This window comes from Tenacibaculum aiptasiae, assembly GCF_965221665.1.
GTDB classification, from domain to species: domain Bacteria; phylum Bacteroidota; class Bacteroidia; order Flavobacteriales; family Flavobacteriaceae; genus Polaribacter; species Polaribacter aiptasiae.
In genome coordinates this window covers 962,010-979,300 of record NZ_CBDCSN010000002.1, presented here as the reverse complement: position 1 = coordinate 979,300, position 17,291 = coordinate 962,010, and the positions used below count along the sequence as shown (strand labels likewise).

The 17,291-nt window shown below is 30.8% G+C and carries 14 protein-coding genes; 4 read left to right on the top strand and 10 right to left on the bottom strand.

The genetic code is table 11. The features are described from left to right. Nucleotides 1-16 precede the first annotated feature (16 nt). A complete protein-coding gene (locus tag ACOQN8_RS04805; RefSeq protein WP_420551814.1) occupies nt 17-1,219 on the bottom strand; it encodes a porin in 1,203 nt (400 codons plus the stop codon). A gap of 75 nt (nt 1,220-1,294) precedes the next feature. Then, complete coding sequence (locus ACOQN8_RS04800; RefSeq protein WP_420551813.1) at nt 1,295-2,179, bottom strand: metallophosphoesterase; 885 nt, start codon at nt 2,177-2,179, stop codon at nt 1,295-1,297. A 213-nt stretch (nt 2,180-2,392) separates the two neighbouring features. On the opposite strand from ACOQN8_RS04800, the gene ACOQN8_RS04795 reads away from it, so the two are divergent. Beyond that, on the top strand, nt 2,393-4,465 hold the full coding sequence (locus ACOQN8_RS04795; RefSeq protein ID WP_420551812.1) for a M20/M25/M40 family metallo-hydrolase: 2,073 nt from the start codon (nt 2,393-2,395) through the stop codon (nt 4,463-4,465). A gap of 70 nt (nt 4,466-4,535) precedes the next feature. On the opposite strand, the gene ACOQN8_RS04790 is transcribed toward ACOQN8_RS04795, so the two are convergent. Together ACOQN8_RS04790 and ACOQN8_RS04785 are read right to left on the bottom strand one after the other, a co-directional pair. Then, on the bottom strand, nt 4,536-6,533 hold the full coding sequence (locus ACOQN8_RS04790) for a DUF5689 domain-containing protein (RefSeq protein ID WP_420551811.1): 1,998 nt from the start codon (nt 6,531-6,533) through the stop codon (nt 4,536-4,538). A gap of 18 nt (nt 6,534-6,551) precedes the next feature. Further along, nucleotides 6,552-9,293: a carboxypeptidase-like regulatory domain-containing protein gene (locus ACOQN8_RS04785; protein ID WP_420551810.1), complete on the bottom strand. Its 2,742-nt coding sequence runs from the start codon at nt 9,291-9,293 to the stop codon at nt 6,552-6,554. Nucleotides 9,294-9,481: 188 nt separating this feature from the next. On the opposite strand from ACOQN8_RS04785, the gene ACOQN8_RS04780 reads away from it, so the two are divergent. Continuing rightward, complete coding sequence (locus tag ACOQN8_RS04780; RefSeq protein WP_420551809.1) at nt 9,482-10,531, top strand: endonuclease/exonuclease/phosphatase family protein; 1,050 nt, start codon at nt 9,482-9,484, stop codon at nt 10,529-10,531. Nucleotides 10,532-10,561: 30 nt separating this feature from the next. Here ACOQN8_RS04780 and ACOQN8_RS04775 read toward each other — a convergent pair whose 3' ends face one another. From ACOQN8_RS04775 to ACOQN8_RS04765, 3 genes are read right to left on the bottom strand one after another with little or no spacing between them, the layout of a single operon-like run. Beyond that, nucleotides 10,562-10,906 carry a hypothetical protein gene (locus tag ACOQN8_RS04775; protein WP_299118656.1) on the bottom strand — a complete coding sequence of 115 codons (345 nt, stop codon included), beginning with the start codon at nt 10,904-10,906 and terminating at the stop codon, nt 10,562-10,564. A 57-nt stretch (nt 10,907-10,963) separates the two neighbouring features. Next, nucleotides 10,964-12,649, bottom strand: coding sequence for a single-stranded-DNA-specific exonuclease RecJ (gene recJ / locus ACOQN8_RS04770; RefSeq protein WP_420551808.1), 1,686 nt, complete (start codon nt 12,647-12,649; stop codon nt 10,964-10,966). 18 nt (nt 12,650-12,667) lie between these two features. Next, a complete protein-coding gene (locus ACOQN8_RS04765) occupies nt 12,668-13,093 on the bottom strand; it encodes an OsmC family protein (protein ID WP_235274281.1) in 426 nt (141 codons plus the stop codon). Between the two features lie 119 nt (nt 13,094-13,212). Here ACOQN8_RS04765 and ACOQN8_RS04760 point away from each other — a divergent pair, with 119 nt between their 5' ends. Then, nucleotides 13,213-13,803: a carboxymuconolactone decarboxylase family protein gene (locus ACOQN8_RS04760; protein WP_150898345.1), complete on the top strand. Its 591-nt coding sequence runs from the start codon at nt 13,213-13,215 to the stop codon at nt 13,801-13,803. A gap of 227 nt (nt 13,804-14,030) precedes the next feature. Continuing rightward, nucleotides 14,031-15,029, top strand: coding sequence for a helix-turn-helix domain-containing protein (locus tag ACOQN8_RS04755; protein ID WP_420551807.1), 999 nt, complete (start codon nt 14,031-14,033; stop codon nt 15,027-15,029). A gap of 58 nt (nt 15,030-15,087) precedes the next feature. Here ACOQN8_RS04755 and mscL read toward each other — a convergent pair whose 3' ends face one another. The 3 genes from mscL to ACOQN8_RS04740 are packed head-to-tail and all read right to left on the bottom strand — an operon-like array spanning nt 15,088 to nt 17,247. Beyond that, on the bottom strand, nt 15,088-15,492 hold the full coding sequence (mscL, locus tag ACOQN8_RS04750; RefSeq protein ID WP_420552807.1) for a large-conductance mechanosensitive channel protein MscL: 405 nt from the start codon (nt 15,490-15,492) through the stop codon (nt 15,088-15,090). Between the two features lie 50 nt (nt 15,493-15,542). Continuing rightward, the gene (alr, locus tag ACOQN8_RS04745) at nt 15,543-16,643 is read right to left on the bottom strand and encodes an alanine racemase (RefSeq protein WP_420551806.1); all 1,101 of its coding nucleotides are present in this window, start codon (nt 16,641-16,643) and stop codon (nt 15,543-15,545) included. Next, complete coding sequence (locus ACOQN8_RS04740; protein WP_150898349.1) at nt 16,636-17,247, bottom strand: thymidine kinase; 612 nt, start codon at nt 17,245-17,247, stop codon at nt 16,636-16,638. Before ACOQN8_RS04740 ends, alr begins: the two co-directional genes overlap by 8 nt. Between the last annotated feature and the right edge of the window lie 44 nt (nt 17,248-17,291).

Sequence of the window (17,291 nt, the reverse complement as noted above, 5' to 3'; positions counted from 1 at the left end):
TTTACGTTATTTTTTTTTAAAAATGAACATCTATTTGTAATCGGTACATTAACTGATTCGTGCTAGTTGTTATATCTAAGTAACTTACATCAGTTTGTACTTTTAATTTATGGCCTGAAATATATTTTGAAAGTCCTATAGTGTATTGATTTTGAGTGTTTTTTCTCGTTATCTCTTTATCGAAAGAAACATTGGTATAACGACCAGATAACTCCCAGTTTTTAGGAAATAGATAACCGGTTTGTAAATTTAAGGAGTTTCCAACTTGTACAATATCACCAGTTAAAGAGCCATCTGAGTTTTTTGCAATAGGATCTTTGGCATTTCTATGAGCAAATTCCCCCATAAAAGAGAAGTTTTTATACTTAAATATTGCATCTAAAAAGTAGGTAGTAATATCTGTTTCGTAAAAGCCAGTATCATTTTTCATATACGTTCCTAAATTACTTCTATCTTTTACAGCATTGTCATTAAAATCATAGCTCATTCCTATAGCAAGTTTAGGTTTGTTTTCTCTAAAAAGACTACCACCTATGAAATGACCATTATTAGTGAACTTTCCAAAAGGAAACAATTCTAAATGAGCTGTATATTGGTAACCACCAATGTTACCGGTTGTAACATTACGTCCTTCTCCTTGTGAAAAAGCAAAGGTTTCTTTAATAATAAATTTTTCAGAAATATGAAATTGATGTTTTAATTGAAACCCTAAATCACGGTCAATATTAAATATAGCATTTAACAAAGAACGATCAACAAATTGCATATTACCAGAGGAAATTATACGTTCCCTATTTCCTGGTAATTTTGCTTGACCAACCCATAATTCGAAATTTTGATAAAAGTTCCATTTAACAACAGCATCTAAAATATATCTAGGAGCGTTGTTTGTAAACTCTGAGGCTCCACCAATATCTGAATTAGAAAAGCCTAATTCTAATTTGTATTTTAACTTTGGAGAAAAAGCAAATCCTTTTAAATTTAAACGAGCTCTTCTTATCTGAAAAGCAGATGAATTATTAGAAAGACCATCAGAGTTTGAATCCCATTTAGCAGTGGTTAAAAATTGCATTCTGGCTGAAGCATTCATAGACCAAGTACTGTCTTTTCCAATTAGGTTAAATAAACCATTTCCAAATTTTGGAGCATTTGATTTTTGAGAGTGTATACTTAATGTTATAAGCATACCAATGATGATAAATAGTTTCTCTAATTTCATTAATTTAGTATAATTCGACTCCATTGATCGTAAAAAGCTGGCAATACTAATATAAATATAGGATATATTAAAATTTTAAATATAATGAGACAAGTTTTCAGGGCCTTCCAAAATAGTCCTTGAAATTTGCATAGTACCATCTTCATTGGTAACTACATGCCATTTAATAAGAGTAATTTGCTGGTTTTCTATTTCAAGTCCAGTAATACATCTTGGGTGCACACAACTTCCATCATTAAAATGAGGCAATTCATTTGGTGAAGGAAATCTAGGGCGATGCGTATGACCAGTTACAATCATTTGATTGTTATTCTTTTGAATCCATTCTTCAAGGCGACTTTCAACTTTTATAAGTTCTTTGAAGTTTTTTGCAGGACTTGTAGGATCATCTATTCCTATTAACTGTAATGGACGCCAGAGTATTTTAACTAAGAAACGACTAAGTTTCCAAAAGTTATAATTAAACCAATCTGCCTGATGTCCATGTAATAAGAAAATAGACTTACCATTTTCTTGTTCTAGTCTTATTGCTTCAGAAAAAGAAGCGTTTTTTAGAAGTTCTTTATTTTTTCCATCAACGGTATCGTAGTAATAGTCTAAATTCTTAGCAACTTTTTTTGGATTTCTATAATCCATATCGTGATTTCCCCAAATAAAATGCAAGTGATTTTTTTTGTGAAACTCTCTTAAAAGTAAGTATACATCTTTATTAGCATTAAAAATGTTAGCAAATTTATTTTCCCAAAGTTCATCTCCATCACCTAACTCAATATACGTAAAGTCTTTTTGTAAATACTGTGACAAAGCATAATGAAATATTTTTCTATTGTGCGAAAAGTCGTCTGCAAAACTATTATCACCTCTATGACAATCTGAAAATAATACATATTTCGATTGCTCAGTTAATTCTAATTTCTTGGCATTTTTAAAAGCTCTTGTTATTCTGCTATTAGAAGACATTACTTACTTATAAATATTATAAAATATGAATATGCTAAAATAAATGTTTTATGGAATATTAATTGATTCGATGTTTTTAAATAATTGAATATTAGTGTTCTGGAATAATATTTTTTATTTTAAAATATTTTTTAATGCTGATTTTAAGTAACTTAGATATTAATGTAAGTATAAACTTATTATTAAGTAGTATTAATTTAATCCCCCGTAAAAATGAAAAAAACGTACTTATTAATTCCGTTATTATTGTTGATTGTCCGAGTTTCTAACATTTATAGTCAAGAAAAAATGTTTTATGGAACTATTGAAACATCATATGCTTTAAAACTACAAAAAGTTGCTCCAAAAGACATTAAAATTATCTCCTCTTTAAATGGGTTTAGTGCTGTGAAGTTAGGAAACGATGCTGCAGAAAAATTGCATCATATGATTTTAACTCATGGCCCAGGATTTATTTATGAATCTTCCGAAAGTAATGCAATTAAAACTATTAAGAAATTAGCTCAAAGAAGTAAGAATTTAAAGAAAGCTAGTTATAGTATTTCAGAAAGTCAAAAAGTAAACCAAGCAATTGGATTAGTAAATAATACTAACATAGCAAATCAAATTGTTGAGTTAGAAAACTATGGTACTAGATATCATACAACTCAGAAAGCTAATCAATCTGTTTTAGATTTAAAACAAAAATGGGAAACAATGGCAAATGGTAGAGCGGATGTTTCAGTCAAATTAGTGAACCATAACAGTACTACAATGCCTTCCCTTATTATGACAATAGAAGGAAAAGATATTCCTAATGAGTTTGTTATTTTAGGTGGACATATTGATTCTGTAAGCCCTGAGAGAGAAACCAATGCTCCAGGGGCTGATGATAATGCTTCAGGAATAGCAACAATTACAGAAGTGGCAAGAGTACTTTTAGAAATGAATTTTAAACCTCAAAGGACTATTGAGTTTATGGCATATGCTGCAGAAGAAGTTGGTTTGAGAGGTTCTAAAGAAATTGCACAAGATTATAAAAGTAGAAACGTCAATGTAATTTCATACGTTCAGTTTGATATGACAAACTATAAAGGGTCACCAAAAGACGTTTACATTTCAGACGATAGTTATAATAGTAGTGCTTTAAATTCTTTTTTAGCTCAATTAATGGATACGTATAACTCTTCAGGTAATCATCAGTTTACTTATGATTATACACGTTGTAATTATGGTTGCTCAGATCATTATAGTTGGGCACAGCAAGGTTATGATGCGGCATTTCCTTTTGAAGCATCTTTTAATGGTTCTAACCCATATATCCATACTGTAAATGATACCTTTAATAGATCAATTACTCCAAATGCAACACATGCAGCAAAATTTGCTAAGCTTGGATTGGAATATTTAATTGAAGTTGCTAAAAGTGAAGGGAGTGTGGTGGTACCAACTTATTGTAATTTAAAAGGAGATAATGTAAATGATGAGTATATACAAAATGTTACTTTAGGAAATATTAATAATAATTCTGACGGAGGAAATGGATATCAGGATTTTACAAGTTTATCTACAGAACTAAATAAGAATAATCAATATACAATTACAATTACGCCTAAATGGACTGGTACTGTGTATAATGAAGGGTATGCAATTTGGATAGATTACAACCAAGATGCAGATTTTGAAGATCCGGGAGAACAAGTTTGGTCTAAAAATGTATCAAAAGATACTCCAGTTACTGGTTCTTTTACAATTCCAGCTAATGCTAAATTAGGGAAAACAAGAATGAGGATTGCTATGCGTTACAATGTAATTCCTAATCCATGCGGTTCTTTTAATTATGGAGAAGTAGAAGATTATTCAGTAGTAATATCAGAAGCTACAACAGTTAATATTTGTGATGGTATTGCTAATTACGATGCATCGGTAAATTATCAAACTGGTGACAAGGTTGTTTATTCTAATACATTATATGAAAGAACAGCTACTGGGTGGAAAAATATAGGAAATTGTAATAGTAATAAGAGAGAAACTAAAACGGAGCAGGAGTTTTTGGTAAATGATAAAGATGTTATTTTGTTTTCTCCTAATCCTGTACGAGGGAATTCTTTTAAAATAAAAGTTTATAATGAACTATGGAAATTTAGAGCTGTGAAACTTTATGATTCAAATGGAAGATTACTTAAAGAAGTTTCAATGAATGTAGATGAAGAGATGATTAATATTTCAGATTTTGCCACCGGAGTTTATTTTATAACGTTAAATAAAACAGGGAAAAAGTATACACAACAGTTTGTGAAAAAATAAAAACTACCTTATTTAAAAATAAAAAACCCAAGTTTTAAACTTGGGTTTTTAAATTTATAATAATTTAATATTATCTAACTTTAGGAGTAAAGTTTCCAGGTGCATCTTGAGGAGCATTTGTTGTTCCAGCATCTCCTGAATCATTCCAAATATCCCATTCAGCAAATGTATATGTAGCATTTCCTGTAGTTACTGAAGCTTTACGGTAAGCTCTACCATCTTCAAATTCATGGTTAGTTCCAGTTCCATCTTCACCAGGTACACCGAAAACATCAACAACTTTACCAGAAGGATCAACTAATTCAAAGTTATCATCTCCATTAGTGTTAGCAGCACCCTCAGCTAAATCAGGCGCAAAACCGAAAGTTGCTTGGAAAGTAGTTGCATCTGCAGCAATAACAAATGCTTGACCAGCAGTAATTGTATTACCTGATAAATCTACAGAACTACTAGAAGGTGTAGTACTACCATTAGTATATCTTCTAAGTGTCCATCCGTTTAAATCAATACTAGCAGAAGTAGGGTTGTAAATCTCGATGAATCTTGCTCCAAACTCATTATTTGGATCAGCTAACTCTGAAAAGAAAAGAGTACTTGAAGAACCTCCACCACCAGTGCTTCCACAAGCATAAGCTTCTGTAAAGTTTACATCAGTAGCAGCATCTCTTAAATAAATTTGTGGTCCGTTAAAATCAGACATGATACCAGTTACAGAACCTTTTTTATCACTTACATTAGTTGTAGCAAATGCAGCATCAGTTCTAACATAAGTAGTTAATTCGTTAGTACAGTCAGAAGTTAAAAGGTTTGAACCAGAGTATGTTTTAGCAATATCTTTAAATTGAACTCCTTCGATTGTAACTAATTTACTTTCATAGTTTCCAGATAAAGCTTGAGCAAAAGTAATTACTTCTGGAGCTGGTACAGTTCCAGTTGCTTTACTAAGAATGTTTGAGTTAGATAAGTTTAATTGTAATAAACCATTGTACTCACTTAATTTTAAACCACCAACAGCGATTTCTACTTCGTCTCCAATGTTTAAGTTATAAGCTTCACTAAAACGTAAAGCGATTGCAGCTGATGCATCTTGAGCAAAAGCATTTCTGTTTGAAATATTACCTTTAGCAAGGTCAGATGTAATAACTACTTTTATTTTATAGTTTTCAGTAATGGTAGTTTCACTTCCTGTAAAAAATGCTTTAACGTCAGCTAAAGATTTTAAAGTTGGATTGTTAAAACATCCGTACTCTTGAGTAAAATCAACATCTTTAGTATCTCTAATAAATAATTGGTAATCACTACTAAATTTATTTAAAACAGCAGTTACACTACCTTTCTTATCTGGAATAGGTAAAGATTTGAAATCAGAGAAACCACTTGTTCTCATAATGATTGATTCAAAAGTAGCACAGCTTTTAAAAGTTCTGTTTACAGAAAAAGTACTGTTAGGGTCAGCATAAGTTAATCCTTTTTGCTCAGACTGTAAATCATCAATTTTAACAAGAGTGTTAATGTGATTATCAGTAATTTCTCCAATTTTTAAATTAGTAGGTACTAATTCAGCAATCTCAGAAGATCTATCTATATAGTCAACAAAGTCAGTATCTTTAATTCTATCAGTTCCATTTCCTGCTGCATTTTTAACACCAATTTGGAAAGTAGTAAAGTATTTACTTAATGCTAAACCATTAAGTTTAATGTAAACTTTTCTACCTACATTATACATAGCGTTTAAGTTAGTAGCATCAATTCTAACTTCTAATCCAATAGTAGGATTTTCAATTTTATCTTGAATAATTAAAGTTTTGTAAAAGTTACCAGCTCTATCGTTAGAAATAACATACCCGTAAGTATTAATTTCTGTATCACCAGAAGTTTTGATGTATTCATTAAAATCTAATACTCCTCCAGTATATAAATCAGTAATTTCTTTTAACGACTTTAAGTTTGTGTATTGTTTATCTTCACCTGCACTAGGGATAACGAAATCACCATCTTTAACACATGATGAAAAAGAAATTGCAACAAATAAAATTGCAAATATTCTATATAAGGTTAAATTTTTCATTTTGTTATGTTGTTTTTATTAAAATCTATAGTTTACATTTAAGAAGTAAGTAGTACCTCTACCAAACCAGTACTTGTTTCCAAAAGAAGGAGCACCGTTAGCATTATCGTCTCTTAATTCACGATAATTAGCATTTCTTCCTTGTTCGAAACCACCAGTTTTATATTCTTCACCTAATATATTGCTTATGCTAGCAAAAACACTAATGAATTTATTGTTTCCTACTTTCCATGATTTACCTCCAATAGCATTTAAAGTGAAGTAGTCATCGAATTTTTCTTGAGCTAATAATTGTCTAGCTAATACAGGATCGTAATCAGCAAATACTTGCCCGTCAATATCATTTGAGAAGTTATCAGTTCTTCTAATTGGAGATACATCAACGTATGCATTATCAAAGTAGTTAGCTGTAACACCTACGAACCAATAATCAGGGTCTCTATAATCGAATCCAAAAGAGTAAGCAGTTTGTGGTCCTGCAGCAACTCTATAATCTTTTAATAAAGCTTTTCTTCTATCAAAAGAGAAACTTGGGTCATCAGATTTAGCTACGATATCTGGGTTGTTGTTGTATGTATACTGACCATAGTTAGCAGCACCTCTTAACTTAATAGTTGGAGTTACTTGAGCTTCAATACCGAATTCAACCCCCATATGACGCTTATCTATTCCAGTTAAAATTTCTTGAATAAAAGCAGAAGAGTTACCGTTTAAACCATCAGCAAAGAAGAAAGAAATCTCAGTTGCATCTTTAATATCAGTATAGTAACCAGTTAACTTAGAAGTAATGAATGGTGTTCTTAAAATATAAGAAGCATCGAAAGACATTATTTTCTCACTATCTAAAGAGCTAACATCAGCTACAGTTAAATTATTAATTCTTGAATTAGCAAATGAATTTCTGATTGTTGGAGCCTTTGTAAGATATCCTCCATTAAAATCTAATAAGTGACGTCCAGAAATCTTATAAGTTACTCCTGCTTTAGCTCCATAGTTAAAGAAGTTTAATTTTTCAGATTTACCTAAAGAGTTTGTTGGGAAGTACCCATTTTGGTATAAACCTTCTCTTTGGTGAGATGTGTTATGAGCAGAACCCGCAACATAAAAATCTACTTTGTTGTACTTAAACTGTAACTGAGCAAAACCACCATAAACTTGAGACTCTAAGTTATAGTTATACTTAAAACGATCTCCTTTAGTAACAAATCTTTCTGGAGTTAAAATATTACTTTGTTGTTGGTCAAAGTTAGCACCAAAATTATTTACATCTTTATAAAAGTTAGCACCTAACATATCTATAATTGTAGCAAAGTTTTCAGACTTTAATCTACGGTACTCTAAACTTGCGTTTAAAGTAATGTTATCAGTTAACTCTGTATTAAGAATAGTATTAGCAGTAAATTGCTTATCGTCATTTCTGTCTTCATATAAAACAAAACGAGCATCATCTTTATCTCCTTCATTACCAAAATATAAATCATCCCAATTGATTTGACCATTATTTTGGAAGTTTACTAAAGCTTTATAAGCTCCTTCGAAATCAGGTCCATTAGGATTAGATAAGTAGAAGCTTGGTAATTTTCTATAGTATGTAGGATCTGGGTTATTTCCTCCGTTAAAATCTAAACGGCTGTTACCTATTTCTCCAAATTGATAAGCTACACCAGTATTTAAAGTTGTAGATTCACCTATGTTCCAATAGTGATTTAACATAATAATTGGCTCATCTACTCTTCTAATACGTGAGTTGCGAATTTCACCAGCTTGATATCCCCAATATGAGTTATATTTAATACCTCTTATATCGTATACTTCTTGAGTATGAGGAGCTGCTTTACCTCTTCTATTTTCAGCTTGAATTATAGTTAAGTTTAAACTATGATCGTTATTGATTTGCTTTTCAAGAGAAACAAAAATAGAATGTGCATTGTATAAGCTTCCATCAACAAAACCTTCTTCAGCGTATCTTTTGCTACCAGAAGCAGCGATAGCCCATCCGTTTTCTAATAAACCTGAAGCGTATGTAGCCATTAAACGGTGCGTATAACTTCTATTAGAAGAAGCATATGAAACTCTACCTCCTTTTCTGTATTCAGAAGCTCTTGTATTAATATTAGTAGAACCTAAAACTCCACCAAATGTATAATTAGAAGGTGTTAAACCTGTACTAAATTCTTGATTACGTAAAACATCGTTTAAACCACCCCAGTTACTCCATTGTGGACGACCGTTATACAATTTGTTCATTTCAATACCATTGATAAGAACTTTACCATTTTCAGAATCTAAACCACGAATTCTGTAAAAAGAAGAACTCCACTCAAAAGCAGCAGTACGTAAATACACATCTCTAGAAGATTGTAATAATCCAGAAATGTTGTCGGCAGCACTAGTATCATCGTTTAACTCATCATCAGTAATAGTGATGGTACTTAAATCTTGATCTTCTGATATATCTTCATACATCATTATAGTACCTAAATCGATTGTCTTACCAGCTAATTGAACAGGGAAGTTTTGGGTTTCAAACCCGCTAAGGGATACAACTACAATTTGTCTTCCATCGGGTAAACCATTTAATGTAAAAGCACCATCAACACCAGTAGTACTACTGATATTGGTTTCTCTTACACTTATAGAAACACCTTGTAGAGGTTTTTCAGAATCGCTGTTTATTACGACTCCTTTTACAACGTTCTGCGCATTCATGGCAAATAGGCCAGAGAATACCAACAACATTGTTAGCGTAAAATTTCTCATAAATGTTTGTTTATAAAATATTTAAATATGTTAATTCCAACTTGCCAAAAATATGACAAAAGGGATGCAAAATTAGTAAAATTATAATTAGGTTAATGTTAAGTTAACATTATGAATAAGCGGTTTTATATGTTAAAAAATTATTTGGCTTAAAATTTGTTTTATTTTTGCCCAGTAAATTTTATAAAATGAAGAAAATAATATCCCTTTTTATTGTTGCATTAGTAGTTTCATCTTCTTTTGCTCAAAAGGCCCCTAAAAAGTTTAAAATAAGAACGGTAGGTTTTTATAACTTGGAGAATCTTTTTGATACAGTTAATGATCCTGACAAGAATGATGAGGCAAGTCCTATGATGGAAATGGAAGGAGACCGAGAAGAAGTATATAAAGATAAACTAGAAAAACTTTCTGATGTAATTATTCAATTAGGAGCTGAAAAAGCTAAAACTAGTCCTGCTCTTTTAGGAGTTGTAGAAGTTGAAAATAAAAAAGTTTTAGAAGATTTAGTTAATACTGAGAAATTAAAGAAAAAACGTTACGGAATTATACATTTTGATTCACCAGATAAACGTGGTATTGATGTAGCTTTGTTATATCAAAAACGTTATTTTAAGCCAATTCACTTTGAAGCTTTTAACCCTAACATTTATTCAAATAACAGAAAAGTATATACGAGAGATATTCTTTTAGTGTCTGGATATTTAGATGATGAGTTAGTACATGTAATTGTAAATCACTGGCCATCTCGTAGAGGAGGAGAAGCAAGAAGTAGGCCTTTACGTGAAAAAGCTGCTTATAAAGTGACTCAAATAATTGAAAATATCAAAAAAACTGATCCAAATCCAAAAGTAATTATTATGGGTGATTTTAATGACGACCCTATTAATTCTAGCTTTAAAACAGTTTTAAAAACGAAAGCGAAAAAGAAGAACGTAAATGAAGGTGATATTTATAATCCTTATGAAAATATGTTCCGTCGTGGATTTAATACATTAGGGTATAGAGATAACATCAATCTTTTTGATCAAGTTCTTATTTCTTCTCCATTATTAGATAAAGGAGAAAAAGATTTTTCGTCATTTAAAATGTTTAAATCAGGAATTTTTAATAAAAGATTCTTAACTCAAAAGAAAGGACGTTATAAAGGATATCCATTTAGAAGTTTCTCTTTTGGTAGATATACAGGAGGATATAGTGATCACTACCCAGTATACATGTACTTAATTAAAGAAAAATAAAATTAAAAGAGCTTGCAATTGCAAGCTCTTTTAATTTTTACATATATCAGCTAAATAACTATTTAAACGAAGTTGAAAAAGTGTTCCTTTTAATAAGTCGTCAATTTGACCAAGTTCAACTTGTGAAACAGCCATGCTTACTTTTTCTGAAGGTGTTTGTAATAAAATAGATTTACAATTTTCGCCTTTAATACAAGTAGAACAATTCCTTTGTAGCTTTGAATCTACTACTTTTTCTAAAAACTCTTCTATTTCATTTTCAGTTAAATGAAAACCAGTATCGTTAAATATTATTTGTGTTAGACTAGAATCCATGCCTTTCCAACGAAAAGAGATTCCAATATTATTATCGTATATTTTTATAACATTTTCCATATTCAAAATTATTATGGAAACAAATATACATTTTATTTAGATTTGGTCTAAATAAAATCATCTTAAATCTTTTAAAACTAATTGTAGTGAAGTATAGTTGTTCCAAGTGTTTTGATCTAATGTATAAACAATATCAAAATCATTTTGGATGAAACTAATTTTTTTACCAAGGTTAAAACCAATAGCGTTATAAGTTTTGTTATCTGAACCGTAAATAATGTTCAGTTTTAAATGGGTTTTGTCTGCTCCAACTTGTTTTCCGTATCCATTATCTCTAACTGACGATGTAGAAAAAACAGGTTTCATATTTAGAGGCCCAAAAGGAGCCATTTGTTGGATAATTCGATAAAACTTAGGGGTAATTTCAGATAAATCAATTTCAGCATCAATACTAACTTCAGGTGTCAATAAGTCCTTGTCTATTGTTTTAGAAACTACCTCTTCAAATTTAGCTTTGAAGTTTTCATATTGTTCAGGAAGAAGTGTTAAACCTGCTGCATATTTATGCCCTCCAAATTGTTCTATAAACTCAGAACATTGTTCTAAAGCATTATATACATCAAAACCTTTTACAGAGCGTGCCGAAGCAGCTAGTTTTTCTCCGCTTTTGGTAAATACTAAAGTAGGACGATAGTAGGTTTCAATTAATCGAGAAGCTACAATACCTATTACTCCTTTATGCCAAGATTCATCAAAAACAACAGAAGTGAAATTCTCTTCTTCTTTATTCTCTTCAATTTGTATTAAAGCTTCTTGGGTAATTTTTTTGTCTAAATCTTTTCGGTCTGAATTAAATTTTTCAATTGCGCCTGCAAATTCTACTGCCGCATCAAGGTTCATTTCTGTAAGTAATTCGACAGCATAATTACCGTGTTTCATTCTACCAGCAGCATTAATTCTTGGAGCAATAATAAATACAACATCAGTAATGGTAAGTTCTTTATTTTGAGTTTGTTGTATAATTGCTTTAATACCATTTCTTGGTTGGGAGTTAATAACTTGTAAACCGAAATAAGTTAAAGTTCTGTTTTCTCCAGTCATAGGAACAATATCGGCAGCAATAGCGGTAGCAACTAAATCTAAATAAGGAATTAGATCATTAATAGTTTCTCCTCTTCTAGAAGCTAATGCTTGTATTAGTTTAAAACCAACTCCGCAACCACATAATTCATCATAAGGATAATTACAATCTACTTGTTTAGGGTTTAAAACAGCAACAGCTTTTGGGACTTCGTTCCCAGGCTTGTGATGATCACAAATAATAAAATCAATATTTTTACTACTAGCATATGCTACTTTATCTATTGCTTTGATACCACAGTCTAAAGCTATAATAAGAGAAAAGTCATTGTCGTCAGCAAAATCAATTCCGTCATATGATACACCATATCCTTCTTTATATCTGTCCGGGATATAAGTAGAAATGTTAGGGTGAATAGTTTTTAGATAAGAAGACATTAAAGAAACAGCCGTAGTCCCATCAACATCATAATCGCCGTATACTAAAATGTTTTCACCTTTTTTAATAGCTTCTTCTATTCGTTGGACAGCTATATTCATGTCCTTCATTAAAAAAGGATCGTGTAAATCGTTTAAATTAGGACGAAAAAATAATTTAGCTTTATCAAAAGTGTCAATGTTTCTTTGAACCAAAATTTTAGCAAGAACTTTACTAACACCAAGTTCTTTAGCTAATTGATTTACGTTACTAGAGTTTGGCTCTGGTTTTGGTTTCCAACGCATAGCAATTTTTTTAATAATTTAATTATTGTGAAAGTGAATGGCAGTTTTTACTTCAGCAAATTTTCTAAACATTTCCATTACACCACAATACTTATCTATAGATAACTTAACAGCTTTATTTATTTTATCTTCATCTAAATTATCTCCATAAAAATGATAATCGACGGTAACTTTATCGTAGTATTTAGGGTGTTCTTCGGTTAATTCTCCAGTAACTTCCATTTTAAAATCGTTTACAGAAGTTCTCATTTTTTTTAATAAAGATACAACATCTAAACCAGAGCATCCTGCTAGCGATGATAACATCATAGCTTTTGGGCCTAAACCAGAATTGTTTCCTCCATTTTCTTCTGAAGTATCAATTAAAACTTTATGTCCGCTTGGATTGTCGGTTTCAAATTGCATGTTTTCTTTCCAAACTGTTGTGACTGTGTGTGATGCCATAATTTGATTATTTTTTTGTTTCTTGCGTAAGTTGTTTTGTGTGTCTGTCGACTTAGAAAGCCGAATTATTACACAAACGTAGTGCAAAAAGTTATTAATAAAAACAAAAATAAAAATATATGCCACTAGTAACACCGTTATCAGCAGATCATGACTTAGAAACAAAAGAATTAGCTGAGTTTTTTAATGAAACATTAGGGTTTTGTCCAAACTCAGTTTTAACAATGCAGCGTAGGCCAGCCATTTCTAAAGCTTTTATTAATTTGAATAAAGCTGTTATGGCTAATGAGGGTAGAGTAACATCTGCTTTAAAAAGAATGATTGCTTGGGTTTCAAGTAATGCTACAGGTTGTAGATATTGTCAGGCTCATGCTATTAGAGCGGCTGAACGTTATGGAGCTGAACAAGAGCAATTAGATAATATTTGGGAATATAAAACTCATCCTGCATTTTCTGATGCTGAAAGAGCGGCGTTAGATTTTTCTTTAGCAGCATCTATGGTACCTAACATGGTTGATGAAAAAATAAAGACAGAATTATACAAACATTGGGATGAAGGAGAAATAGTAGAAATGTTAGGTGTAATTTCTTTATTTGGATACCTAAATCGTTGGAATGACTCTATGGGGACTTCTATTGAAGATGGAGCTGTAGAGAGTGGAGAACAATATTTAGGAAAGCATGGTTGGGAAAAAGGAAAACATATTTAACCGATACTTGACTTAATTTTAAAAATTACGTACTTTAGAGCAAAACAAAAGTCTTCTCTCTGGAAAGAGAAGACTTTCTTTTTACTTAAATAGATGTTCCCCCCTGATCACCTAGCATAAGCTTGTTAAACAAATTAATAAGTTTTTATGTTAAGCGTGGTTGTGAATAATGCAAAAGAAAAAATTTCTTTTTGCGGTTTTTAAGAAAAATCTATTGAGTAAAAAGTATGAGTGTAGAAAAAGATAAGCTTTTCAATCTTATAAAAGAAAAGTTGCCAAACAATGTTTTGTTTACTGAAGAGATAGCTGATGTACTTGATATAAGTTATGATGCTGCTTATAGACGAATAAATGGGAAAACATCATTATCGTTTAAGGAGGCGTTAGAGTTAGCAAGATATTATAAAATTTCATTAAATAAACTGTATAATATAAGTAGTACTTTGTCTAAAAGTATTATTAAAAATGATTATGTAAACACTTATGAAGGTGTAAATGATTTTTATAAAGATATAGCTTTTTATGTAGCTACTTATGCATCTGATAAGAATTCAAAAGTATATTATACAGCTAAAAATATTCCAATTTATCATATTCCAGTAAATACATTGTACAGTAAATTTAGGGTTTATGTGTATCTGAATTTTTTATCAAAAAAAGAAGAAAGTAAAATAGAGCCTTTTAGTAAATTTATTGAAAAGCAATTTTTTACAAATGAATCCAAACGTTTCAGGGAAAAATTTAAAGAAGTTTCTATAACTGATGTTTGGAGTGATACTACAATTAATAGTTGCTTACATACAATATATTACTTTTATAAAACTAAGTTGATAACTAGAACTGAGGCTTTACAATTGTGTGATGAGATATTATTGCTTATAGAAAGGATTGAAGATAAAGCTAAGAACAAAACTTGGAATTCTAAAAAAGGTTTAAAATATGAGTTGTACTATAATAAATTGGTAAATATTAATCATGTTTTATTTTTAAAGTCTGAGACTAAAAAAGGCTTGTTAGTGCCTTATACATCTCTTTCTTATATGAGAATTGAGGATAAAATAATTTGTAACGAAGTAGATGAGTATTTTCAAAAGCAATTACAGTTTTCTCAAAATATATCAGGTAGTGCAGAGGTAGAGAGAAGGATGTTTTTTACATTAATGTATGAGAAGATAGAGCAGCTAAAACATCAAATAAATTCAAAGGCTATTATGTCATTTATATAAAAAAAGCACTTGTAATTTATTACAAGTGCTTTTTTAGTATTTGTTCACTTTTAGTAGCTTATTTATCTTTTAATAAGTCTCTAATTTGTGCTAATAATTCTTCTTGAGTTGGGCCTTTAGGAGCAGCTGGAGTCGGTTCTTCTTTTTTCTTTAACTTATTAACGGCTTTAACAATCATAAACATTACAAAGGCAACAATGATAAAGTCAATTAAATTAGTTAGAAATTCACCATAAAGTACAGCTACTTCACCTGTTACTTTTCCAGATTCGTCAGCAACACCATCTTTTATAATGTACTTTAAGTCTTTAAAGTCGGCATTAAATAATAGTCCAATAAGAGGAGAAACGATTCCTCCAGTAAAAGAAGCTACTACTTTATTAAAAGCAGCACCCATTACAAAACCTACTGCAATGTCGACTAGGTTCCCTTTCATTGCAAAGTCTTTAAACTCTTTGAGCATTCCCATATTTTTGGTTTTTATAGTTAATTGAGTTGTAAATTAAAAAAAAATTAACTTTTAACCAATCTTTTTACACGCTGAGAAATAGCGGTTAGAATTTCATAAGGGATTGTTTCACAGTTGTGTGCAATATATTCTATGTGCTTTTGGTGATTGAAAAGAATAACTTCATCACCTTCTTTACAATCTACGTCAGTAACATCAACCATAATCATATCCATGCAAACATTACCTATAATTGGAACAGGTTGACCATTAATAAAAACATAACCTTTTTTATTACCTAACTTCCTAGATATACCATCGGCATGACCAACAGGAATAGTTGCACTTTGAGTAGGTCTACTAGCAACAAAAGCTCTATTATATCCTACAGTTTCTCCTGGTTGGATTAAGTGTATTTGAGAGATAATTGATTTTAAGGTATGTGTGTTTCTTAATTGACTTGTTTCTTGCTCGTTGTTTCCAAAGCCATATAAACCAATTCCAACACGAACCATGTCAAATTGTGCTTGAGGATAATTGATAACACCAGATGTGTTTAGAATATGAATCATAGGTTCGTATTCTAAATGATCATAAAATTGTTTTACGATGTAGGCAAAGTTGTTAATTTGTCCAATAGTGAAATTTTGTTCATTAGGATCTTCACTGGCAGCAAGATGAGAAAAGATAGATTGAACCTTTATATTGTTTGAGCTTTTTAACTGTGTAATGATTGTTGGAACATCTGTATGCCAAAAACCTAACCTATTTAAACCAGTATTAAATTTAATATGAACAGGATAGTTCATTAAAGGAGCTTCATCGGCTAATTTAAGAAAAGCATCAAGTATTTTGAAATTATATAAATTAGGTTCTAGTCTATGTTTAACAATTTCTTCTAAGTTTTGAATTTGTGGATGTAAAACTAAAATAGGAGTTTTAATACCAGCTTCACGTAAAATGATACCTTCATTAGAATAAGCAACAGCAAAATAATCTACCTTATCTTGAAGTAATTTAGCTATTTCTGTAGATTCACTTCCGTAACCAAAAGCTTTAACAACGGCTAAAACCTTTGTGTTAGGATTTAGTTTTTGTTTAAAATAAGCGAGGTTATGTTGTAGAGATACAGCGTCTATTTCTAAAACGGTAACATGATTATTCATCAGATAAATTTTCTTTCTTATTATTTTGCTCTCTTATTGCTTTGTAGTAAGCAGCTCTGCTAAGAGGTTCATATTCTTGAGTCTCTCCTAAGAGAACAAGGTCTTCGCTCATAGCTTTTCTGTAGCTATAATGAGCTAAGTTTCCTGTATGAGTACAAACAGCATGTACTTTGGTTACATATTCTGCAGTAGCCATAAGGGCTGGCATAGGTCCAAAAGGTTGTCCTTTAAAATCCATATCTAATCCAGCTACAATAACTCTAATCCCCCTATTTGCTAAATCGTTACAAACTGTAACAATTTCATCGTCAAAAAACTGAGCTTCATCAATCCCAACAACATCTACATCATTTGCTAATAAACGAATGTTAGAAGAAGCAGGAACTGGAGTAGAACGTATTCTATTATAGTTATGAGAAACCACTTCTTCGTCGTCATAGCGAGTGTCAACTGCTGGTTTAAATATCTCTACACGTTGTTTTGCAAACTGTGCACGTTTTAAACGACGAATTAATTCTTCGGTTTTGCCTGAAAACATTGAGCCACAAATTACCTCAATCCACCCAAATTGTTCTGTATGATTTACTGTATTTTCAAGAAACATTTTGTAATTTTAAGCTCTAATTATTGATATTTGCATTTCTTTCG